Here is a 19,728-nt window from a genome sequence, read left to right on the forward strand (position 1 = left end):
GCAATTTCTGCCGGGTTCATGGTTAGCGCCGGGTTAACGGCGCCGGGCCTGGCGCAGGATCAGCCGCGCATCCGCGCGCCGTCGGGATCGAACAGCGGGACCCGCTGCGGCGCGGCCCGGCGCTTCTCTCCGATGATCTCGATGGTGAAACCGTCGTCGACGTCCGCAAGCGCCTTGGGCACGTAGCCCATGGCCACCGAGGCGCCCGCCGCATGCGCATAGCCGCCCGACGTGACCCAGCCGACGGCCTCGCCGCCGTGCCAGATGGGCTCGTCCCCGATCGCGTCGGCGTCCGCGGCGTCCACCGTGAAGGTCACGAGCCGCAAGGCGCCGCCGCCGGCCCTCTCCTCCAGCGCTGCGTCACGGCCGATGAACTCGCCCTTCTGCGGGTGCACGAACCGCCCCAGCCCGGCCTCGAGCGGGCCATAGATGGGCCGGTACTCGCGCGCCCAAGTCCCGAAGCTCTTCTCCAGCCGCAGCGCGTTCAGCGCCCGCAGGCCGAAATGGCCGATCCCGAGGTCCTTCCCGGCGCTCCAGAGCGCGTCGAACAGCGCGCGCTGGCAGTCCGGCTCCACCCAGATCTCGTAGCCGAGGTCGCCCGTGAACGAGATGCGCCCCACGATGGCCGGCACGGGGCCGACATCCATGGCGGCGATCGACAGGAACGGGAACGCGGCGGTCGAGAGGTCCTGCCGGACGAGCCGTTGCAGCAGGTCGCGCGCCCGCGGCCCGGCGACGCTCAGGCCCTGCATGCGCTGGCCGAGCGGATCGATCCGCACGCCCGAGGCCGGCGCGTGCTGGAGGAACCAGCGCATGTGGTGCTGCTCGGCCGGGCCGGAGCCGATCACCAGAAAGCGCTCCGGGCCGAGCCTGCCAACCGTGAAGTCGCCGATCAGCTTGCCGCGCTCGTTCAGCATGGGGGTGAGCGTGATGCGGCCCTGGGCCGGCATGCGGCCGGCCAGCACCCTGGACAGGAACGCCTCGGCCCCCGGCCCCGTCACCTCGTATTTGGCGTAGCCGGACGTTTCCAGCACGCCGACGCGCTCGCGCACGGTGCGGCATTCCTCGCCGATCGGCCCGAACGCGTTGGAGCGGCGGAACGAGAACACGTCCTTCGGCTCCGTCCCGGCCGGCGCGAACCAGAGCGGGTATTCGAGGCCGTAGCTCTCGCCCATCACGGCGTTGTCGGCCTTGAGCCGGTCATAAAGCGGCGTGGTGCGCAGCGGCCGCCCGGCCTCCAGCTCCTCGTTGGGGAAGCGGATGCGGAAACGGCGCGAGTAGTTTTCCTTCACGCGTGCGTTGGTGGTCGCCAGCGTGGCCCAGTCGCCGTAGCGGGCGACGTCCATGGCCCAGACGTCGAAGCCCGGGTCGCCCTGAATCATCCAGTTCGCGAGCGCCAGCCCGACGCCGCCGCCCTGGCTGAAGCCCGCCATCACGCCGCACGCGACCCAGTAGTTGCGCAAGCCCCGCACGGGCCCGACCAGCGGGTTGCCGTCCGGCGCGAACGTGAACGGGCCGTTGATGATCTTCTTGATGCCGGCCCGGGCGAAGGCCGGGAAATGCTCGAAGCCGACCTCCAGCGAGGGCGCGATGCGGTCGAGATCCGGCTCCAGCAGGTCCTGGCCGAAATCCCATGGCGTCTGCGTCTCGGACCAGGCCTTACCGGCGCGCTCATAGGTGCCCATCAGCATGCCGCCGCGCTCCTGGCGCGTGTAGATCTCGCCCTCGAAGTCCAGCGCCGTGATCACCTCCTTGCCGGTGGCGGCGTTGACCTCCGCCACCTCGGGCATGTCCTCGGTGAGCAGGTACATGTGCTCCATGGCGAGCACCGGCAGCTCCAGCCCGGCCATGCGGCCGCATTCGCGCGCCCAGAGGCCGCCGGCGTTCACCACGTGCTGGGCGTGGATGGTCCCCTGCTCGGTGACGACGTCCCAGGATCCGTCCGGGCGCTGCACGGTGTCGACCACGCGGTTGCGCAGCACGATCTCCGCGCCCTTCAGTTGGGCCGACTTGGCGTACGCATGCGTGGTGCCGTAGGGATCGAGATGCCCCTCCAGCGGGTCGTACATGGCCCCGACGAAGCGGCTCTCGTCGATCAGCGGCATCAGCCGCTTGGCCTCGGCGGCCGAGATGATCTCGGTATGCATGCCGAGATAGCGCCCCTTGGCGTGCGCCATCCTGAGCCAGTCCATGCGCTCGGGCGTCCCCGCCAGCATCACGCCGCCGGTGAGGTGCAGCCCGCAGGAGACGCCCGACAAGGCCTCGATCTCGCGATAGAGCTCCACCGTGTATTGCTGCAGCTTGGCGACGTTGGGATCGCCGTTGAGCGTGTGGAACCCGCCCGCCGCGTGCCAGGTGGAGCCCGACGTGAGCTCCGCCCGCTCGATCAGCACGACGTCCGTCCAGCCCGCCTTGGCGAGGTGGTAGAGCACCGAGCACCCGACGACGCCGCCCCCGATGATCACGGCCTGGGCTTGGGTTTTCATGGCGCAACTCCGAGTTTGTGGGAATGAGGCCGCGTCGATGGCAGCCTCAGGCAGTGTCCGTTGCGACGGATGCGAAACTGTCCGATCATGCGGGGTAGGCCTTGCCCAAAGTCGAGCAGAACACGCGCGAGGTGATCGCCCGGCTGGAGCGGGAGGGCTGGCGGTCGATCGGCGGCGCACGGCACGAAAAGTTTTCGCATTCCGCTTTTCCGGGCATGCGGATCATGGTTCCGCGCCACCGCAGCCTGTCGGTGGGAGTCGCTCTGGACATCGCCAAAAAGGCGGGTTGGCTTTGAGGACGCTCAGCATGAGGACATTCGTTGGAATACTGGACGGGCGCGCGGACGTCTGGGGCGTGCGTGTGCCCGACGCGCCAGGATGCTACGGCGGCGGAGCCACGGCCGAAGAAGCCGTCGCAAGCGCCGTCGAGGCGCTCGCGGATTTGCTCCAGGACGATGACTACGTTCGCGCCACGCCGCTGAACCCGACCCCGATCGAGGCTCTCCGCGAGCGCCCTGACATTAAGGCCGGTCTCGCCGCAGGTGACGTTCTCGTGCTGCTGTCGGCGCCGGGCGACGCCGGACGGAATGATCGTACCCCCATCGCGGCCGAGTAGTCGCCACCGAGCGGGCCATCCTTTCCATGGCATGGTCCTCAATAATCCGTCGGCGCGCCGCCTTCGGCCTTGCGGCGGGCGACGAAGGCTTCGAGCTCTTCCCTGATGGCGGGAGCGAAGGCCGGTTCGTGGTAATTCGCCAGGCGCTGCTTGTAGAGCCGGTTGGCGGTGTCATAGGCGGTCGGCGAGCCGGCCTCCCGCCAGCTCTCGTAATTGCGCCAATCGGAGATCATCGGGGCGAAGAAGGCGGTGCGGTAGCGCGCCTGGGTGTGGGCGCAGCCGAAGAAGTGGCCGCCAGGGCCGACCTCGCGCATGGCCGAGAGGGCGAGCTCGTCCTCGTTCACCCGCACGGGGCGCAGGAACTCCGACACCATGTCGAGCAGGTCGGCGTCCAGCACCATCTTCTCGAAGGAGGCCTGCAGGCCCCCCTCCATCCAGCCCGCTCCGTGCATGAGCAGGTTGGTTCCGCCCATGATGGCGCCCCAGAGCGAGAACACGCTCTCATAGGCCGCCTGGGCGTCCAGCGTATTGGCCGCGTTGGCGTTGGAGGAGCGATAGGGCAGGCCGTAGCGCCGCGCCAACTGGCCGCCGAGCAGCGCCGCCTTCATGTATTCCGGCGTGCCGAAGGCGGGCGCGCCTGACTTCATGTCCACGTTGGAGGTGAAGCCGCCATAAACGAAGGGCGCGCCGGGCCGCACGATCTGGCACAGCGTGAGGCCGGCCAGCGCCTCGGCGTTTTGCTGCGCCACCGCGCCTGCGATGGTCACGGGCGCCATCGCGCCGGCCAGCGTGAACGGCGTCAGCACCACCACCTGGTTGCGCTTCGCCATCTGGATCACGCCCTCCAGCATCGGCCCGTCGAGCCGCAGCGGCGAGGACGAGTTGATGATGGTGAAGAGCGACGGCTCGCGCTCCAGCGTCGCGTCGTCGATCCCGCGCGCGATGCGGATCATCTCGATGGCGTCGAGGTTGCGCTCGCGTCCCAGCGAATAGGCGTGGATCGGCTTGTCCGACAGCGTCAGCATGTCGTAGAGCGCGTCGAGGTGGCGCACCGATGCATGGATGTCGGCGGGCTCCACCGGATAGCCGCCCCACAGGTGGACGGCGTCGAGCCCCTGCCCGAGCTTCAGGAAATTCTGGAAATCGGCGCGGCAGCCGGGTCGCCGGCCGCCGTCGCGGTCGGCCGCGTTCGGGGCGCTCGCGACGGAGCAGAAGGCCAGGGCGTCGCCGCCCAGCGTCAGGCTGCGGGCGGGGTTGCGGGCATGCAGGGTGAAGACGCGGGGCGCGAGCCCGATCTGGGCCTCCACCAGCGCGCGCGGGAAGCGCACCCGCTGCGACGACGGATCGACCTCTGCGCCCGCCTCGCGCAAGATGCGCCGGGCGCCTTCGTGCAGGAAGTCCATCCCAATCTCTTCCAGGATGGCCAGGGAGGCCTCGTGGATGGCCTCCAGCTCGTCGGCCGAGACGGCCGGCGTGGGCGCGAAAGGCAGCCGGGGCTGCGGGCGCACGCCAGGGGCCGCGGCGGGGTCGCCCTCGCCGCCGCCGTCTCCGCGCCCCCTGCGCCGCCGTCCCCTGGTCTCGCTTGCGGCGTCCGACACTGGCGTCTCCTGGCGGGGCGATCTGGCGGGGGCGGTCGGCGGAACCGGCGCGGCGGGGTTGACGAAAGTCAGTCTCGACCAAGGCCGGGCGGCCGCTTGCCCTGAAGCCGACATGCACTGGCCCAGCCTCGACGCCGGACCCGCACGCCCCCGCGTCGCGCGGCCGCGCCGCGACGCAATTTCAGCCGGACGAATTCAAGCTCATGTCGCCGCGATGTCATCGGATGTCTTGCGGGCGACAATGCGTTATAGGGAACGCCGACAATCTGACACCATCGCCCGCCGCCCTTGCGGGCGCCTGTCCGGAGATGAGCCTGATGGCCGGAGACGATCTCGACCTCAATTCCCTGTCGGACGACGAACTCGTCGAGCAGATGCACGACGACCTCTATGACGGCCTCAAGGAAGAGATCGAGGACGGCGTTAGGATTCTCCTGTCGCGCGGCTGGACCCCCTACGACCTGCTCACGCAGGCGCTGGTGGAAGGCATGCGGATCGTCGGCAACGATTTCCGCGACGGCATCCTGTTCGTCCCGGAAGTGCTGATGTCCGCCAACGCCATGAAGGCCGGCATGTTCATCCTGCGGCCGCTCCTGGTGGAGACCGGCGCGCCCAAGATCGGCAAGATGGTGATCGGCACCGTCAAGGGCGACATCCACGACATCGGCAAGAACCTCGTCTGCATGATGATGGAGGGCGCCGGCTTCGAGGTCATCGATCTCGGCATCAACAACCCGGTCGAGAACTATCTCGAGGCGATCGCGACCCACCAGCCCGACATCCTGGGCATGTCGGCGCTGCTCACCACCACCATGCCCTACATGAAGGTCGTCATCGACACGCTGAGCGAGAAGGGCATGCGCAACGACTATGTGGTGCTGGTCGGCGGCGCGCCGCTGAACGAGACCTTCGCCAACGCCATCGGGGCCGACGCCTATTGCCGCGACGCCGCCGTGGCGGTGGAAACCGCCAAGAGCTTCATGGCCAAGCGCCAGGGCTCGGTGCAGTCGAAGACGGCTTGAGGCGAAATCCCCTCCGCCGTCATCCCCGGCGCGCCGAAGGCGCGGGAAGGGGACCCAGCGGGACGGCGCCGAAAGGGTCTGGATCCCCTTCCCCTCCGCGGCTTCGCCGCTCCGGCCGGGGATGACGGCGAGAGGGTTGGCTCATTGCCTATGGTTCAATCGGGTGACGACCGGCAGGGAGGAGACATGGCGGCGCCCGCTCCCCCCAAGACCCTCGTGATCGCCTGCGGGGCGCTCGCCCGCGAGCTGCTGGCCGTCGTGGGGGCCAACCGGCTGACCCATCTCGACGTGACCTGCCTGCCCGCCATCCTGCACAACCGGCCGGAAAAGATCCCCGCCGAGGTGCGCCGGAAGATCCGGGCGGCGCGCGGGCGCTACGACGAGATCCTGTGCCTCTATGGCGATTGCGGCACCGGCGGCCTGCTGGACGAGGTCCTGGCCGAGGAGGGCGTCGCCCGCATCGAGGGCGCGCATTGCTACGAGTTCTTCATGGGCGCTCCCGATTTCGCGGCGCTGACCGACGACGACCCGGCGACCTTCTTTCTCACCGACTACCTCGTCCGCCATTTCGACCGGCTTATCGTCAAGGGGCTCGGCCTCGATCGCTTCCCGCAATTGCTGCCGACTTACTTCGGCAACTACACGCGCGTGGTGTACCTGGCGCAGATCGAGGACCCGTCGCTCGACGCCAAGGCCCGCGCCGCGGCCGAGCGGCTGGGGCTCGCCTTCGAGAAGCGCGTGACCGGGCTGGGCGGAATCGCCGGGTTCGTGACGCCGAAGAACGCCGATGCCAAACACCCAAGCCCCTCACCCTGAGGAGCCCGGCGCAGCCAGGCGTCTCGAAGGATGAGGGGTATCGTTGGAATGACGGGAACCGCCAGGTTCAAACGAGAGACGCCACCATGCCCCAGCTCACCATCCTTTATTGGCGCGACATCCCCACGCAGGTGATCGCCAAGGCCGGCCGCACGGCGGCCAAGCGTGAGTTGTCGAAGCGCTTCATCGAGGCCGTCGACATGGCGGCGATGCGCTCCGGAGCGGCCAGCACGGACGACTACCTCGCCGACTGGCGCAAGGGCGACCCGGTCGAATGCGGCGCCGATCTGGAGGCCGAGGCGGCCGCGGCCGCCGAGCGGCTGGAAGCCGAATACGACAAGGCCGCTCTCAAGATGCTGATCGACAACCAAGGTCGCGCCTAGAGCATTTTCCAGCGCATGGAGCGTCGGCTCCGGCGACCGGATCGGCTCAACTGCGCGAGCGATCCCGGCCCGTGAGACACACGATGCTGACCCCCGCCGCCTTCGAACCGCCCGGCAAGGCGCCCCCCCGGGGCGAGCGCCGCCTGCGCTTCTTCTCCATCCGCCACGCCCGGATGATGGAGACGCTCTACGGCGCCTTCGAGCCGCTGCTGACGCGGCTGCATCCGGCTTTCGCCTGGATCGGCTACGACCGCCTGGAGCGCCCGGCCGCAGCGGTGGAGCGCGCCGTCAAGGGGGCGCTCTTCGACTGCCGCATGTGCGGCCAGTGCGTCCTGTCCTCGACCGGCATGTCCTGCCCGATGAACTGCCCCAAGAACCTGCGCAACGGCCCCTGCGGCGGCGTGCGTCAGGACGGCGGGTGCGAGGTCTATCCGGACATGCCCTGCGTCTGGGTGAAGGCCTGGGAGGGCAGCCGCCTCATGCGCGCAGGCGACGCCATCGCCGCGCCTCAGCCCCCCATCGACCACCGGCGCAAAGGGGAATCATCCTGGCTGCGGGTCGCGCGCGAGACGAACGGCGCGGCGCCGCCCGCGCCCTCGGCGCATTGAGCCGGCCATGACCCTGGACGGAGACGCCCGGATGGCGCCGCACCCCGACGACATCGGCCCGGAGCCGCACGCCCCGCTGCCGCCCCTGCCGGGCCACTCCTCCCGCGGGCGGCTCGAGCGCGTGCTGCGCCGCGGCGAGTTCGCCGTCACGGCGGAGCTGAACCCGCCCGATTCCGCCGACCCGGAGGAGGTCTACCACCGCGCCCACATCTTCGAGGGCTGGGTCGACGGCATCAACGCCACCGACGGCTCCGGCGCCCATTGCCACATGTCGAGCGTGGCCATCTGCGCGCTCCTGACCCGCATCGGCTACTCGCCGATCATGCAGATCTCCTGCCGCGACTACAACCGCATCGCCATCCAGGGCAACGTGCTCGGCGCGGCCGCGCTGGGCGTCTGCAACGTGCTCTGCCTGACGGGCGACGGCGTGCAATGCGGCGACCATCCCGAGGCCAAGCCCGTCTTCGACCTGGACTCCACCTCGCTTCTGTCGGTGATCCGCACCATGCGGGAGGAGAAGCGCTTCCTGTCCGGCCGCAAGCTGACGAGCGCTCCAGACCTGTTCCTCGGCGCGGCCGAGAACCCCTTCGCGCCGCCCTATGATTTCCGGCCGATCCGGCTCGCCAAGAAGATCGCCGCGGGCGCGCAGTTCTGCCAGACGCAGTACTGCTTCGACCTGCCCTTGCTGGAGCGCTTCATGCAGAGCGTCCGCGACATGGGGCTGGACCAGCGATGCTTCATCCTGGTCGGCGTCGGGCCGCTCGCGTCGGCCCGCACGGCGCGGTGGATGCGGGCCAATGTGGCGGGGGTGCACATCCCCGATCACGTGATCGAGCGCCTCGAGGGCGCGCAGAACCAGAAGGCCGAGGGCAAGCGGATCTGCATCGAGATGATCCAGCGCATCCGCGAGATCCCCGGCGTCTCCGGCGTGCACGTCATGGCCTACCGGCAGGAGGAGTATGTCTCGGAGATCGTGCACGAGTCCGGGGTGCTGCGCGGCCGCACTCCGTGGCGGCGCGATTTCCAGCCGAGCATGCAGGCGGTCGAGAGCCTCGGCGCCTGAGGCCTGCGGAGTGACAAAACAAACGCTATGTTTTTCATAGCGAACGAGCTGTGCTATCTACGCGCCGCCCGAGAGGCGGCTGACGCCCCTGATGGAGGACCGACATGACGGAGACTGTGATCACCTCGGACCGGAAGAAGGTGGTGATCGGGTTCGAACATCGTTTCGTCATGATCGGAGAACGCATCAACCCCACGGGCCGCAAGCTCCTGGCGGCCGAAATGGCGGCCGGCGATTACAGCCGCGTCGTGGCCGACGCGGTCGCGCAGGTCGAGGCGGGCGCCCAGATGCTGGACGTGAACGCCGGCATCCCGCTGGTCGACGAGCCCAAGATTCTCGCCGAATGCATCAAGCTGGTGCAGAGCACCGTGGACGTGCCGCTCTCCATCGACTCCTCGATCGTGGCGGCGCTCGAGGCCGGCCTGGCGGTCTACAAGGGCAAGCCGCTGGTGAACTCCGTCACCGGCGAGGAGGAGCGCCTCGAGCAGGTGCTGCCGCTCGTCAAGAAGTACAACGCCGCCGTGGTGGCCATCTCCAACGACGAGACCGGCATCTCCGAGGACCCGGACGTGCGGTTCGCCGTGGCCAAGCGCATCGTCGAGCGCGCCGCCGACCACGGCATTCCCCGCGAGGACATCGTCGTCGACCCGCTGGTGATGCCCGTGGGGGCGATCAACGACGCCGGCCGCAAGCTCATTCATCTGCTGCGCCGCCTGCGCGAGGAGCTGAAGGTCAACACCACCTGCGGCGCCTCCAACTTCTCCTTCGGCCTGCCCAACCGGCGCGGCCTCAACGCCTCCTTCCTGCCGATGATGATCGGCGCCGGCATGACGTCGGCGATCATGAACCCGCTGCATCTGGAGGACATCCAGGCCATCCTGGGCGCGGACGTCGTAATGGGGGCCGACCCCAATTGCGGCGCCTGGATCCGCAAGTTCCGCGAACCGGCCCCGGAGGGCGCCGCCGGCGAGGGCGGCCGCCGCCGCGAAGGCCGGCGGAGGGCGCGCGAGCAGGCGTGACCCGCCGACGCTCGGGCGCGAAACTCTCCCCGCTCCGCGGGAGTGGGTTCCACACCGAGCCTATGACCTCCCTGCGCACCCCCGAAAGCTGCCCGTGACCGACGCCCCCGACCATCTCGTCGTCTTCACCCCCTCCGGCAAGCGTGGACGCTTCGCCGAGGGCGCGAGCGTGCTGGAGGCCGCGCGCAAGCTGGGCGTGGACCTGGATTCGGTCTGCGGCGGGCGCGGCATCTGCGGGCGCTGCCAGGTCGAGGTGGCCGAGGGCTCCTTCGCCAAGCACGGGGTCGAATCCCGCCAGGACCACGTCACCGCCTGGAACGCGGTCGAGGAGCGCTACGTCTCCAAGCGCGGGGCGTTGGCGCAGGGCCGTCGGCTCGGCTGCCAGGCGCGGCTTTGCGGCGACCTCGTGATCGATGTTCCGCCGGATTCCCAGGTGCATCGCCAGGTCGTCCGCAAGCGGGCCGAGGCCCACCCCATCGAGATCGATCCGGTCGTGCGGCTCTATTACGTCGAGGTCGCCGAGCCCGACATGCACGACCCAGCCAGCGACTTCCGCCGCCTGCAGACGGCGCTGGCCGAACAATGGAGCGTGGAGGGCGTCACCGCCGGCCTGCCGGTGCTGGCCGGACTGCAGAAGACGCTGCGCGCCGGCGCCTGGAAGGTGACGGCCGCCATCCGGCGCGGCGGCGAACTCGTGGCGCTCTGGCCGGGCCTGCGGGAGGCCGTCCATGGTCTCGCCGTCGATGTCGGCTCCACCACCATCGCGGCGCATCTGACGGACCTCATCACCGGGGAGGTCGTGGCCTCGGCCGGGCTGATGAATCCGCAGATCCGCTTCGGCGAGGACCTGATGAGCCGGGTCTCCTACATCATGATGAACCCGGGCGGCGACCGGGAGCTGACGCTGTCCGTCCGCGAGGCGCTCGACAGCCTCGTCGGCGAGGTCGCACGCGAGGCCGGCATCGAGCGCGGCGACGTGCTGGAGATGACGCTGGTGGGCAACCCCATCATGCATCACCTCGTGCTGGGCCTGGACCCGGTCGAACTCGGCGGCGCGCCTTTCGCGCTCACCATCGACGGCGCCTATGAGACCGCCGCGGTCAATCTCGGCGTCAGGATCGCGCCAGGCGGCCATGTCTACGCGCTGCCCTGCATCGCCGGGCATGTCGGGGCCGATACGGCCGGCGTGGTGCTGTCCGAAGGCCCGTACCTGAAGGACGAGCTCACGCTGCTGGTGGATGTCGGCACGAACGCCGAGATCGTGCTGGGCAACCGCGAGCGCCTGCTGGCCTGCTCGTCGCCCACTGGCCCGGCCTTCGAGGGCGCGCAGATCTCCTGCGGCCAGCGCGCCGCGCCGGGCGCCATCGAGCGCGTGCGCATCGACCGCGAGACGCTGGAGCCGCGCTACAAGGTGATTGGCTGCGACCTGTGGTCCGACGAGCCGGGCTTCGACGAGGCGACGAGCCAGACCGGCGTCACCGGCGTCTGCGGCTCCGGCATCATCGAGATCATCGCCGAGATGTGGCTGGCCGGGATCATCACGCAGGACGGCGTGGTGGACGGGGCCATGGCGGCCCGTTCGCCGCGCATCGAGGCCCATGGCCGCACCTTCTCCTACCTGCTGCGCGAGGGCGAGCCGCGCCTCGCCATCACGCAGAACGACGTCCGCGCCATCCAGCTCGCCAAGGCGGCGCTCTACGCCGGCATCAAGCTGCTGATGGACCGCTATGGCGTCGCCCGGGTGGAGCGCATCACGCTGGCGGGCGCGTTCGGCAGCCACATCGACGTCACCTACGCGATGGTGCTGGGCCTGATCCCGGATTGCGACCTCGCCAAGGTGGCGTCGGCCGGCAACGCCGCCGGCACCGGCGCGCGCATCGCGCTGCTGAACGCCAGGTCGCGGGCGGAGATCGAGGGCGTCGTCCAGCGCATCGAGAAGATCGAAACCGCGCTGGAGCCCGCCTTCCAGGAGCACTTCGTCAACGCCATGGCGCTACCGAACAAGCAGGACGCCTTCCCGGAACTCGAAAAGGTCGTACGCTTCCCCGCACCGAAGGTCGCGGCGGGCGGCGAGGAAGGCGGTCGCCGACGCCGCCGGCGGGAAACATAATTCAAACCTGATCTTAACGCATTTCGCAGCAGGTTGGCCGGATGACCATCCTGGCGTCCAGCGCATGATCAACTTGCCGATATTCACTGCTGCGGGAGTTCTTGGCGTCCTGTTTGGATGGGCGGCGGTCTCCCCCACCCGTTGGCTGCGATGGAGCGGCCTCATCCTCAGCCTCCTTTATGGCGCCGCTTACCTCTGGCTCTACAACGCCATTCTCCCGCTCGGCTCGCCGCGCCAAGTGTCTGTCGGCCTGCTCTATTATCCGATGGGTGCGCTGCCCCTCGCTCCGATCGCGATCGGCGCCCTCCCCCGTCTCGCCGTGAGAAAGCTGCGCTCCGCCTTTTCGCCAGCGCAACCAACCTGACGCCTTATTCCTCAATCAGCGCGAAAAGGTCCACGTCCACCATCCCCTTGTCGCTGATCTTCAGGTGCGGGATCACCGGCAAAGGCAGGAAGGCGACCTGCAGAAAGGGCTCGGCCAGCACGACGCCGAGCGACTTCGCCGCCGCCCGCAGCGGGATCAGGGCGTCGCGCACCTCCTCGAAAGTGAGCAGGCTCATCAGCCCCGCCACCGGCAGGGCGAGTTCGGCGGTGACGCGTCCGCCCTCGGCCACCACGAAGCCGCCCTCGATGGCGCCGAGGCGGTTGACCGCCACCGCCATGTCGGCCTCGTCCGCGCCCACGACGCAGATATTGTGGCTGTCGTGCCCGACCGAGGACGCGATCGCGCCCCGCGTCATGCCGAACCCCTTCACGAAGCCGCGTCCGATCCCCGAGCCGGCGACGCTCAGCCCGTGCCGCTCCACCACGGCGACCTTTACGGCGTCCTGGTCGAGGTCGATCCGGCGCTCGCCATTGCGATAGGGCAGCGTCAGCGTGAGGCGCTCGGTGATGATCTTGCCCGGGATGACGCCGATCGCCAGCGTCGTGGGGCCTGGCCCCGGACAGGCGAAATCGGCCGGCTCGACCCGGCGCGCCTTGACGCTGTGGCGCCCCACCGGCGCGACGCTGCGGCGCGCGGCGAAGAGGTCGTCCCCGACGAGGCGGCCGGCGCTGATCACCCCGGACACGACGCAGCGCTCCAGGTCGTCCAGCAGGGCCATGTCGGCGCGCCATCCGGGCGCGACCAGCCCGCGGTCGCGCAGGCCGAAGGCGCGGGCGGCGGAGATCGAGGCCATTCGGTAAGCGTCGAGCGGGCGCGCGCCGAGCCCGATGGCGGTGCGGATCAGGTAGTCGAGATGCCCCTCCTCGGCGATGTCGAGCGGATTGCGGTCGTCCGTGCAGAACGCCATGAAGGGGGCGAGATCGGGCGTGATCAGCGGCGCCAGCGCATGCAGGTCCTTGGACACCGAGCCCTCGCGCACCAGCACGGTCATGCCCTTGGACAGCTTCTCGCGCGCCTCGGCGGCGGTGGTCGCCTCATGGTCGGTCCTGATCCCGGCGGCGCAGTAGGCGTCGAGGTCGCGCCCCGTCACCAGCGGCGCATGGCCGTCGATGTGGCGGTCCTGGAATGCCGCCAGCTTGGCGAGGCAGGCCGGGTCGCCATGGATGACGCCCGGGAAATTCATGAACTCGGCGAGGCCGATGACCTTGGGATGGTTCTTGAAGGGCAGCAGGTCCGCCGCCTCCAGCCGCGCCCCGGACGTCTCCAGATGGGTGGCCGGAACGCAGCTGGAGAGGTTCACCCGCAGGTCCATGATCGTCTCGGCGGACCAGTCGAGGAAATAGCGCAGCCCCTCGGCGCCCAGCACGTTGGCGATCTCGTGCGGGTCGCAGATGGCGGTCGTGACCCCATGGCGCAGCACGCAGCGGTCGAACTCGCCGGGCGTCACCAGCGAGGATTCCACGTGCAGGTGCGTGTCGATGAAACCCGGAACCACGATGCGCCCCCGCGCATCGACCTGCCGGGCGCCGACATAGTCGCCGCCGACGCCGACGATCCGGTCGCCGCAGACAGCGACGTCGCCCGCTGCGAGGTCGCCCGTCACCAGGTCGAGGACGCGGCCGCCCTTGACGACGAGATCGGCCTCCGTCTCGCCCCTGCCCTGCCGGATCATGCGATGGAGCAGCGCCGCGCAATCGGTCATGTGCGTCTCCGGACCAGCCCAGGTCCTGACGATGGAGGAGGCCGGGCCGCAGGTCCAGAGGGCCGCATCCGCGGCCGGGCCGGAGGCCGCGCGTCCGCCTGGCGGCCAGGGCTTGCTCGACCAGCGGTTGAGAGATGATTTCCGCACTCTTCAGGAGCGCGCAAAGAAAAAGCCCGGCTTTCGCCAGGCTTTTTAAAGTTGAAGCAATCGCCACTTTCGTGACCGCCTGGACGGTACCATAGCGCCGGGGGCGACCAAGTTACCCTTTCGTAACCTGTTGCCGCCCTGTGCTCGTCGCTCCGCCCGCCAGACACGAGCATGCTGCAAAAAGGTCCGAAACAGCATGGTCTAGCGCGGCGCGGCCGGCGCCGCCGGCGATGTTTCCGACCCCGGCGCGCTGGCCGAACCCGGAGCATTGGGCGCCTTGGGGACGTCCGCGTTGGGGTTCTGGCCCACCGGGTAGCGGGTGGCGTTCGGCGGCGCCTGCGGAGCGTGGCCGAACATTTGCGGGGTGACCGCCGCAATGGCGATCGCGGCCACCAGCACGGCGAGGCCGACGGCCCACTTCATCCCCGAATGCATGCTGCGACGTGGATCGCTGTCTCGTAGGCCCATGATCGTCTCCTTTCGGCGAAAAACGTCTTCCGCCAAGGAGTGTTCCCGGTCTCCGCTGAATGCGCCTCGATCGGTGCAGGGCGAGCGGGAATGTCCGTCGTCGCGAGGACTGGGCGCCGACCCTTCGCACAATCGTTCATGGCTCAAAAGAACTTGGAACGGACGTGATTATGCTCGCGTTATGCAGCCATCGCCATGAAGGAGGACACCATCATGAAGATCTTTGCTCTCGCCATCGCGGCCACCCTGGCCGCCTCGGCCGCCTACGCCCAGGACACGACCGTCATCCACAAGGAAGGCTTGATGGGCAGCAAGAAGACCGTGATCAAGCGCGACACCGATTCCGACGTCGCCGTGCGCCGCAAGGTGGAGGTCCACACCGGCTCCCTCAGCGACTGCAAGACCAAGACGGTGAAGAAGACCAACGAGATGGGCGACACGGTCAAGAAGACCAAGTCGACCTGCTGAGATCAAGATCGCAACCTGTCTGAGACAGGCCCGGCCGCTCACCCGGCCGGGCCGTGACGCCATGGGCGCCCGGCCCGCGCGGGCTGGCGCCGGGGAGCCAGCATGACGATTCCCGTTCCGTCGCATCGCGCTCCAACCTTCGCGGCGATCTCCGCCGGGGTGCTGGTCGCGCTATCTTGCGTCGGCCTCGCCTTTTCGGGACCCGATATCTCGGTAGGCCACAAGGTGGCGCCCTCGATGGGCGGCCGCGGCGAACCTGACGACGCCGGCCTTGCGCTTGGCGAAACCACCCCCGCCAGCCGCGACGTGCGCGTCGTGCTTGCGTCTCCCTTCGGTCCGGCCCCGTCCGGCCCCGCGCAGCCGATCCTCAGGCCGGCCCTGCAGGCCAAGCCGTCGCCGGAGCCTGTGAGCGAACCCGCCGCCCCGGCGCCGGTGGACCTCGCTCCGGCGGCTCCGGAGACCGCCGCGGCGCCGCCGGCGTCCACCCTGGCTCCGCTTGCCGCTCCCGCGGCCGTCGCGGCTGTCGCAGCCGCCTCGGGCGGCGTCCGCAAAGTTGCGAAATCCAGGGTGACTGAGCGGCGGGCCAGGCGCACGAGGGTGGCGCAGGTCAGGCGGCCGGGGTTCAGGCCGCCCCCCTTCCTGGCCTTCCTGTTCCGGTGATCCGGCGTTTCCCCGGCGTGCGATGTCTAGCGTAGGGCCCGATCCATCAATCGCATCGAAGTGGTCGATCAACAATCACGTCCCATGGGGGAACGTTATATTTCCTGTGTACGTATCGGAACGCCGGACAGTATCGGACGTTAATCGACGCAGCGACAGAGAAGGAAACACGGTCGTCCTCTGTGACGATCGAAAAAGGCCCCTTCCGGACGCCCCGGGAGGGGCCTCGATATTTGGACTATCCTTTGAACCTTGCATGGAGCGACATCGATGCCGCCCCTTGTCCTGATTGTCGCCTATGACGCCTCGGACGCTCTTTGGAACGTGCGGATCAAGGGCTATCCGCATTACATGGTTTTCAAGTTCGAGCGCATCGACACCCTGCTTGCGCTGATGGAGGCCGCCAACCATGCGGCGCCGCATGCGGCCGGCTCGGTTCGGTACGAGTTGTCAGGCTTGACCGTGGCGCCTCACCCCAAGGCGTGGCAGGAAGTGGTGGAGAGCGGATTGACCCGCGCCATGGGGCCTGCCCAATGACCGAACGGCCAGCCGACTTCCTCCCGAGCCCCCTCGACCTGGGCGTGCTCAAGATCATCCTGGCCACCATGGAGCAGGGCGCGATCGACGCGGACCTGCGCTACATGCTGGTCGAGTTGCAGATCATGATCGAGGAAGCGGAGCGCTCGTCGCGCGGCGAGATCTGGGAGAAGAAGATCCGCGAGCGCTGGCGCGCCGTCGAGGAGAACGTCAGGGCCGGCCGCGCGAACGCGGCCGACATGCGATAGCGGTTCCGAGCCCGCGGTCCGGCTCAGCGCGGCAGTCGCGGGTCCTTGTTGTCCTGCACGGCCTGGGTGGCCGCCTTGGGATCCTTGTCGACGCCGGCCTTGAGAACCCGCGTGGCGGTTTCGGCCTTGCGCTCGTTGCTGTCGGGCAGCGGAGCGGTGTCCGGTCGCGCATTCAGGCCCTGGTCGGCCGGCTTCTCCCCGCCGGAGCGGCCCGCCGCCTCGAAGGTGCGCAGGGATTCAGGCTGTTGATCGGTCTTCTTGTCAGTGGCCATGGTGTCCTCCCGTCCTGGCGATGGGAGTCAATGGCGCCGCGCCGCTTCAGTTCCCGCCAGCCTCGTCCGGCGTCCTCGCTCCAGGCGACGCCCCGGCCCAAACGACGAAAGGCGCGCCGTGGACCGGCGCGCCTTCCATCAAACCTGGATGATCGGCTTCAGTCGTCCGTGCGGACCGACGCGGCCTCGGGACCCTTCTGGCCCTGGCGCACGTCGAGCTGCAGGCGCTGTCCGACGTCGATCTCGCGCATCCCCGCCCGCTCGAGCGCGGTGGCGTGGACGAAGATCTCGGGTCCGCCGTCATCGGGGGTCACGAAGCCGAAGCCGCGCTCCCGCGAGTACCACTTGACGACGCCGCTCTTGGGCTCGGTCGGCCCGGAATCGCGGTTGAAACGTCCGCCGCCGCCGGGGGCCGGACGAGGGCCGGCGCCGAAGCCGCCCGGACGGGGACCGCGGGGCGCCTGGGGCGTCGCGGTGCTCGCGTCGACAGACAGAACCTCGGTGACCTGCGGACCCTTCTGGCCCTGCCCGACCCGCACCTGCAGGGTCGTGCCGGGCTGCAATTCGGTATGTCCGGCGGCCTCGACGGCGCGGATGTGAAGGAAAGCTTCACCCGAACCGTCCGTCAGCTCGACGAAGCCGAAACCCTTTTCGCCATTGAACCACTTCACGCGTGCCTCGGACTCAGGGCCCGTAGACACCGCCCTCGCCGGAGCCGGACGTGCCGCGGGGGCGGGACGCGCGGGCGTCCATTCTTCCTGCCCCCAACCACCACCCTTCGGTCCGCGATCCCAACCTTTGCCCATAGTGCGCCACCTGCCGCCTTCAGTACCGACGGTGAATGCCGTGTCCGGAGCTTGTGGTCAACTGGAATCGCGAAGCAGACGTGCGAAATCTGCGACGGTTCTGGTCCAGGCTGGAACAGAACGCATCGGACCTGGCAGCCAACGATCAGCGACACGGATCATGACGTGTGCTGACGACCTGTTTCTCAGAGATGCGGTTGGGACAGCTCGGAGAGGCGAGCCGCCCACGCCAGTGCTGTCACCGAGGGCGATTCGCACGCGGTGATGGATATCGTTTATCAGAAAATTCGTCTTTTCCTACCCGGAAAGCGCATGGCGCGCCCATCGGATCCTCCTGCGGCGGCGGCCGCGCTTGCCGTTCCGGGCCGGCCCGACTACTGCGGAGGGCCAAACAGAGGGAACCCCATGCGCACCGACCTCACGCGCGCTGCGGACAAGGGCGGTCTATCCCGCCGCACCGTCCTGGCGCTGATCGCCGTTCCCATGCTTCCCGCCGCCGCGTCGGCGCAGACGGAGACCAAGATGAACAAGACAGCCTCGGGCCTGAGCTACACGGACGTCACGGTCGGAACGGGCGCGACGCCCAAGCCCGGCCAGACCTGCACGGTCCACTACACGGGCACGCTGGAGGACGGGAAGAAGTTCGACAGCTCGCGCGACCGCAACGAGCCCTTCTCCTTCACGATCGGGCGCGGCCAGGTCATCAAGGGCTGGGACGAAGGCGTCTCCACCATGCAGGTGGGCGGCCGCCGCAAGCTGGTGATCCCGCCCGAACTCGGCTACGGCGCCCGCGGCGCCGGCGGCGTGATCCCGCCCAACGCGACGCTGCTGTTCGACGTCGAGCTCCTCGCCGTCAAGTGATCGCTCCTTCCCGCGCGCGGCGCCCCGCCTCGCGCCAGGTCTCCCGGACGGGCGCATTCGCCAGGATGCGTCCGTTTCTCGTTCGACCCGCCTGACGGCGCCTTTCCGACGGTCCCCATGACGCGCGCTTCGCCCTCCTCTCCCGGCCCGGTCTCGATCGGCATCGATTTCGGCACCAGCAACACGGTGGTGGCGCTGTCGCGTCCGGGCCATCCGGCCAGCGTCGTGCGGTTCCGCCATGAGGGCCGCCACGCCAGCGACGGCACGGCCTTCATTTCTGCGCTGTGCTTCTGGGAGGATGGCGGCCGGGCCGGCAAGCGGACCCGCATCGAGGGCGGCCCCTGGGCCGTGGAGGAGTTCCTGGAGGGGCTCTCCAACCACCGCTTCATCCAGTCCTTCAAGACCTTCGCGGCGAGCTCGTCGTTCCAGGACACGCGCATCTTCGGCGCGCGCTACCGGTTCGAGGATCTGCTGCACGCCTTCCTGTCCAACGTGCTGGGCCATGCCGGCGTGTCGCCCGACGGAGGCTCCGTCGTGGTCGGCCGGCCGGTGCGCTTCGCCGGCGGCGCGCCGGACGAGGCGCTGGCGATGCGGCGCTACCAGGCGGCCTTCGACCGGCTGGGCGTCGCGGCGCCCCGCTTCGTCTATGAGCCCGTGGGGGCGGCGTTCTTCTACGCCCAGCAGTTGGAGAAGGACGCCACCGTGCTGGTCGCCGATTTCGGCGGCGGCACCAGCGATTTCTCGGTGATCCGCTTCGAGGGGACCGACGGGGCGCGCCGCGCCCGGCCGCTGGGACACGCCGGCGTCGGCGTCGCGGGCGACACCTTCGACTATCGCATCATCGACAAGGTGGTCTCGCCGCGCCTGGGCAAGGGCGCAAACTACCGCTCCTTCGACAAGCTCCTCTCGCTGCCGACGCACTACTACGCCAATTTCGCCCGCTGGAACCAGCTGGCCATGATGAAGGCCAATGGCGACCTGAAGGAGCTACGCCAGCTCGCCCGCGCGGCCGTGGACCCCGAACCCCTGGAGCGCTTCATCGAGATCGTGGAGAACGACCTCGGCTTCGCCCTCTATCGCGCGGTGTCGGCGGCCAAGATCGGCCTGTCCTCGCAGGACGCGGTCGACTTCCGCTTCCAGGACGGCGGCGTCGACATCGCGGCCCGCATCGCCCGCACCGACTTCGAGGGCTGGATCGCGCCCGACATCGAGCGGATCGCGGGCGCCCTTGACGAAGCGCTCGCGCGCGCCGGGACCCTGGCCGACCAGGTCGAACGCGTCTTCCTCACGGGCGGGTCCTCCTTCATCCCGGCCATCCGGCGCGTGTTCCTGGAGCGCTTCGGCGAACGCCGCCTGACCTCGTCGGACCAGTTCGAATCCATTGCGTCGGGTCTGGCCCTGATCGGCGGCGAGCCCGACCTCGACAGGTGGGTTGCAGCCTGACGCCGCCGCA

Annotated in this window: 22 protein-coding genes; 16 read left to right on the plus strand and 6 right to left on the minus strand. The window is 69.2% G+C overall.

Annotated elements, in window-relative coordinates:
• Window positions 1-59 precede the first annotated feature (59 nt).
• Window positions 60-2,486 carry an FAD-dependent oxidoreductase gene (locus ABEG18_RS18990; protein WP_406854610.1) on the minus strand — a complete coding sequence of 809 codons (2,427 nt, stop codon included), beginning with the start codon at window positions 2,484-2,486 and terminating at the stop codon, window positions 60-62.
• 101 nt (window positions 2,487-2,587) lie between these two features.
• Here ABEG18_RS18990 and ABEG18_RS18995 point away from each other — a divergent pair, with 101 nt between their 5' ends.
• Together ABEG18_RS18995 and ABEG18_RS19000 are read left to right on the plus strand one after the other, a co-directional pair.
• Entirely contained in the window at window positions 2,588-2,782 is a 195-nt protein-coding gene (locus tag ABEG18_RS18995) for a type II toxin-antitoxin system HicA family toxin (RefSeq protein ID WP_406854611.1), read from the plus strand.
• An 11-nt stretch (window positions 2,783-2,793) separates the two neighbouring features.
• Window positions 2,794-3,102, plus strand: a complete 309-nt coding sequence (locus ABEG18_RS19000) for a type II toxin-antitoxin system HicB family antitoxin (protein WP_406854612.1) — start codon at window positions 2,794-2,796, stop codon at window positions 3,100-3,102.
• A gap of 38 nt (window positions 3,103-3,140) precedes the next feature.
• Here the strand turns inward: ABEG18_RS19000 and ABEG18_RS19005 are convergent, their stop codons facing one another.
• Window positions 3,141-4,700, minus strand: coding sequence for a trimethylamine methyltransferase family protein (locus ABEG18_RS19005; RefSeq protein WP_406854613.1), 1,560 nt, complete (start codon window positions 4,698-4,700; stop codon window positions 3,141-3,143).
• A gap of 317 nt (window positions 4,701-5,017) precedes the next feature.
• Between ABEG18_RS19005 and ABEG18_RS19010 the strand changes: the two genes are divergently transcribed.
• The 8 genes from ABEG18_RS19010 (at window position 5,018) to ABEG18_RS19045 (ending at window position 12,085) form a co-directional block, all read left to right on the plus strand.
• Window positions 5,018-5,722 (plus strand): corrinoid protein, encoded by a 705-nt coding sequence (locus ABEG18_RS19010; protein WP_406854614.1) that lies wholly within the window; start codon window positions 5,018-5,020, stop codon window positions 5,720-5,722.
• 186 nt (window positions 5,723-5,908) lie between these two features.
• The gene (locus tag ABEG18_RS19015; RefSeq protein WP_406854615.1) at window positions 5,909-6,538 is read left to right on the plus strand and encodes a DUF1638 domain-containing protein; all 630 of its coding nucleotides are present in this window, start codon (window positions 5,909-5,911) and stop codon (window positions 6,536-6,538) included.
• 86 nt (window positions 6,539-6,624) lie between these two features.
• Window positions 6,625-6,921, plus strand: a complete 297-nt coding sequence (locus ABEG18_RS19020; RefSeq protein ID WP_406854616.1) for a virulence factor — start codon at window positions 6,625-6,627, stop codon at window positions 6,919-6,921.
• Between the two features lie 83 nt (window positions 6,922-7,004).
• The gene (locus ABEG18_RS19025) at window positions 7,005-7,529 is read left to right on the plus strand and encodes a methylenetetrahydrofolate reductase C-terminal domain-containing protein (protein ID WP_406854617.1); all 525 of its coding nucleotides are present in this window, start codon (window positions 7,005-7,007) and stop codon (window positions 7,527-7,529) included.
• 31 nt (window positions 7,530-7,560) lie between these two features.
• The gene (locus ABEG18_RS19030; RefSeq protein ID WP_406858648.1) at window positions 7,561-8,592 is read left to right on the plus strand and encodes a methylenetetrahydrofolate reductase; all 1,032 of its coding nucleotides are present in this window, start codon (window positions 7,561-7,563) and stop codon (window positions 8,590-8,592) included.
• Window positions 8,593-8,696: 104 nt separating this feature from the next.
• Window positions 8,697-9,611, plus strand: a complete 915-nt coding sequence (locus ABEG18_RS19035) for a dihydropteroate synthase (RefSeq protein WP_406854618.1) — start codon at window positions 8,697-8,699, stop codon at window positions 9,609-9,611.
• 94 nt (window positions 9,612-9,705) lie between these two features.
• Window positions 9,706-11,721 carry an ASKHA domain-containing protein gene (locus tag ABEG18_RS19040; protein WP_406854619.1) on the plus strand — a complete coding sequence of 672 codons (2,016 nt, stop codon included), beginning with the start codon at window positions 9,706-9,708 and terminating at the stop codon, window positions 11,719-11,721.
• A gap of 64 nt (window positions 11,722-11,785) precedes the next feature.
• A complete protein-coding gene (locus tag ABEG18_RS19045; RefSeq protein ID WP_406854620.1) occupies window positions 11,786-12,085 on the plus strand; it encodes a hypothetical protein in 300 nt (99 codons plus the stop codon).
• 4 nt (window positions 12,086-12,089) lie between these two features.
• Here ABEG18_RS19045 and ade read toward each other — a convergent pair whose 3' ends face one another.
• Together ade and ABEG18_RS19055 are read right to left on the minus strand one after the other, a co-directional pair.
• Window positions 12,090-13,808, minus strand: a complete 1,719-nt coding sequence (gene ade / locus ABEG18_RS19050) for an adenine deaminase (protein ID WP_406854621.1) — start codon at window positions 13,806-13,808, stop codon at window positions 12,090-12,092.
• A 348-nt stretch (window positions 13,809-14,156) separates the two neighbouring features.
• Window positions 14,157-14,423, minus strand: a complete 267-nt coding sequence (locus ABEG18_RS19055) for a hypothetical protein (RefSeq protein ID WP_406854622.1) — start codon at window positions 14,421-14,423, stop codon at window positions 14,157-14,159.
• Between the two features lie 213 nt (window positions 14,424-14,636).
• Here ABEG18_RS19055 and ABEG18_RS19060 point away from each other — a divergent pair, with 213 nt between their 5' ends.
• The 4 genes from ABEG18_RS19060 to ABEG18_RS19075 all read left to right on the plus strand — a co-directional run bounded on the left by ABEG18_RS19060 (window position 14,637) and on the right by ABEG18_RS19075 (window position 16,336).
• Window positions 14,637-14,891 carry a hypothetical protein gene (locus tag ABEG18_RS19060; protein ID WP_406854623.1) on the plus strand — a complete coding sequence of 85 codons (255 nt, stop codon included), beginning with the start codon at window positions 14,637-14,639 and terminating at the stop codon, window positions 14,889-14,891.
• A 102-nt stretch (window positions 14,892-14,993) separates the two neighbouring features.
• Window positions 14,994-15,551, plus strand: a complete 558-nt coding sequence (locus ABEG18_RS19065) for a hypothetical protein (protein ID WP_406854624.1) — start codon at window positions 14,994-14,996, stop codon at window positions 15,549-15,551.
• A gap of 270 nt (window positions 15,552-15,821) precedes the next feature.
• Window positions 15,822-16,088 (plus strand): hypothetical protein, encoded by a 267-nt coding sequence (locus tag ABEG18_RS19070; protein WP_406854625.1) that lies wholly within the window; start codon window positions 15,822-15,824, stop codon window positions 16,086-16,088.
• Complete coding sequence (locus tag ABEG18_RS19075) at window positions 16,085-16,336, plus strand: hypothetical protein (protein ID WP_406854626.1); 252 nt, start codon at window positions 16,085-16,087, stop codon at window positions 16,334-16,336. Before ABEG18_RS19070 ends, ABEG18_RS19075 begins: the two co-directional genes overlap by 4 nt.
• 23 nt (window positions 16,337-16,359) lie before the next feature.
• Here the strand turns inward: ABEG18_RS19075 and ABEG18_RS19080 are convergent, their stop codons facing one another.
• Window positions 16,360-16,608 carry a hypothetical protein gene (locus ABEG18_RS19080; RefSeq protein WP_406854627.1) on the minus strand — a complete coding sequence of 83 codons (249 nt, stop codon included), beginning with the start codon at window positions 16,606-16,608 and terminating at the stop codon, window positions 16,360-16,362.
• 158 nt (window positions 16,609-16,766) lie between these two features.
• Window positions 16,767-17,279, minus strand: coding sequence for a cold-shock protein (locus ABEG18_RS19085; RefSeq protein ID WP_406854628.1), 513 nt, complete (start codon window positions 17,277-17,279; stop codon window positions 16,767-16,769).
• Between the two features lie 540 nt (window positions 17,280-17,819).
• On the opposite strand from ABEG18_RS19085, the gene ABEG18_RS19090 reads away from it, so the two are divergent.
• The gene (locus tag ABEG18_RS19090) at window positions 17,820-18,275 is read left to right on the plus strand and encodes an FKBP-type peptidyl-prolyl cis-trans isomerase (protein WP_406854629.1); all 456 of its coding nucleotides are present in this window, start codon (window positions 17,820-17,822) and stop codon (window positions 18,273-18,275) included.
• Between the two features lie 117 nt (window positions 18,276-18,392).
• Window positions 18,393-19,718: an Hsp70 family protein gene (locus ABEG18_RS19095; RefSeq protein WP_406854630.1), complete on the plus strand. Its 1,326-nt coding sequence runs from the start codon at window positions 18,393-18,395 to the stop codon at window positions 19,716-19,718.
• Window positions 19,719-19,728 lie beyond the last annotated feature (10 nt).

This window comes from Alsobacter sp. KACC 23698, assembly GCF_045348435.1.
GTDB lineage: Bacteria > Pseudomonadota > Alphaproteobacteria > Rhizobiales > Beijerinckiaceae > Alsobacter.

Coding starts and splice junctions, on each gene's coding strand:
- ABEG18_RS19035 (WP_406854618.1), top strand. CDS start 8,697: ATGACGGAGACTGTGATCACCTCGGACCGGAAGAAGGTGGTGATCGGG.
- ABEG18_RS19075 (WP_406854626.1), top strand. CDS start 16,085: ATGACCGAACGGCCAGCCGACTTCCTCCCGAGCCCCCTCGACCTGGGC.
- ABEG18_RS19055 (WP_406854622.1), bottom strand. CDS start 14,423: ATGGGCCTACGAGACAGCGATCCACGTCGCAGCATGCATTCGGGGATG.
- ABEG18_RS18990 (WP_406854610.1), bottom strand. CDS start 2,486: ATGAAAACCCAAGCCCAGGCCGTGATCATCGGGGGCGGCGTCGTCGGG.
- ABEG18_RS19020 (WP_406854616.1), top strand. CDS start 6,625: ATGCCCCAGCTCACCATCCTTTATTGGCGCGACATCCCCACGCAGGTG.
- ABEG18_RS19015 (WP_406854615.1), top strand. CDS start 5,909: ATGGCGGCGCCCGCTCCCCCCAAGACCCTCGTGATCGCCTGCGGGGCG.
- ABEG18_RS19045 (WP_406854620.1), top strand. CDS start 11,786: ATGATCAACTTGCCGATATTCACTGCTGCGGGAGTTCTTGGCGTCCTG.
- ABEG18_RS19025 (WP_406854617.1), top strand. CDS start 7,005: ATGCTGACCCCCGCCGCCTTCGAACCGCCCGGCAAGGCGCCCCCCCGG.
- ABEG18_RS19090 (WP_406854629.1), top strand. CDS start 17,820: ATGCGCACCGACCTCACGCGCGCTGCGGACAAGGGCGGTCTATCCCGC.
- ABEG18_RS19010 (WP_406854614.1), top strand. CDS start 5,018: ATGGCCGGAGACGATCTCGACCTCAATTCCCTGTCGGACGACGAACTC.
- ABEG18_RS19070 (WP_406854625.1), top strand. CDS start 15,822: ATGCCGCCCCTTGTCCTGATTGTCGCCTATGACGCCTCGGACGCTCTT.
- ABEG18_RS19000 (WP_406854612.1), top strand. CDS start 2,794: ATGAGGACATTCGTTGGAATACTGGACGGGCGCGCGGACGTCTGGGGC.
- ABEG18_RS19030 (WP_406858648.1), top strand. CDS start 7,561: ATGGCGCCGCACCCCGACGACATCGGCCCGGAGCCGCACGCCCCGCTG.
- ade (WP_406854621.1), bottom strand. CDS start 13,808: ATGACCGATTGCGCGGCGCTGCTCCATCGCATGATCCGGCAGGGCAGG.
- ABEG18_RS19060 (WP_406854623.1), top strand. CDS start 14,637: ATGAAGATCTTTGCTCTCGCCATCGCGGCCACCCTGGCCGCCTCGGCC.
- ABEG18_RS19065 (WP_406854624.1), top strand. CDS start 14,994: ATGACGATTCCCGTTCCGTCGCATCGCGCTCCAACCTTCGCGGCGATC.
- ABEG18_RS19095 (WP_406854630.1), top strand. CDS start 18,393: ATGACGCGCGCTTCGCCCTCCTCTCCCGGCCCGGTCTCGATCGGCATC.
- ABEG18_RS19080 (WP_406854627.1), bottom strand. CDS start 16,608: ATGGCCACTGACAAGAAGACCGATCAACAGCCTGAATCCCTGCGCACC.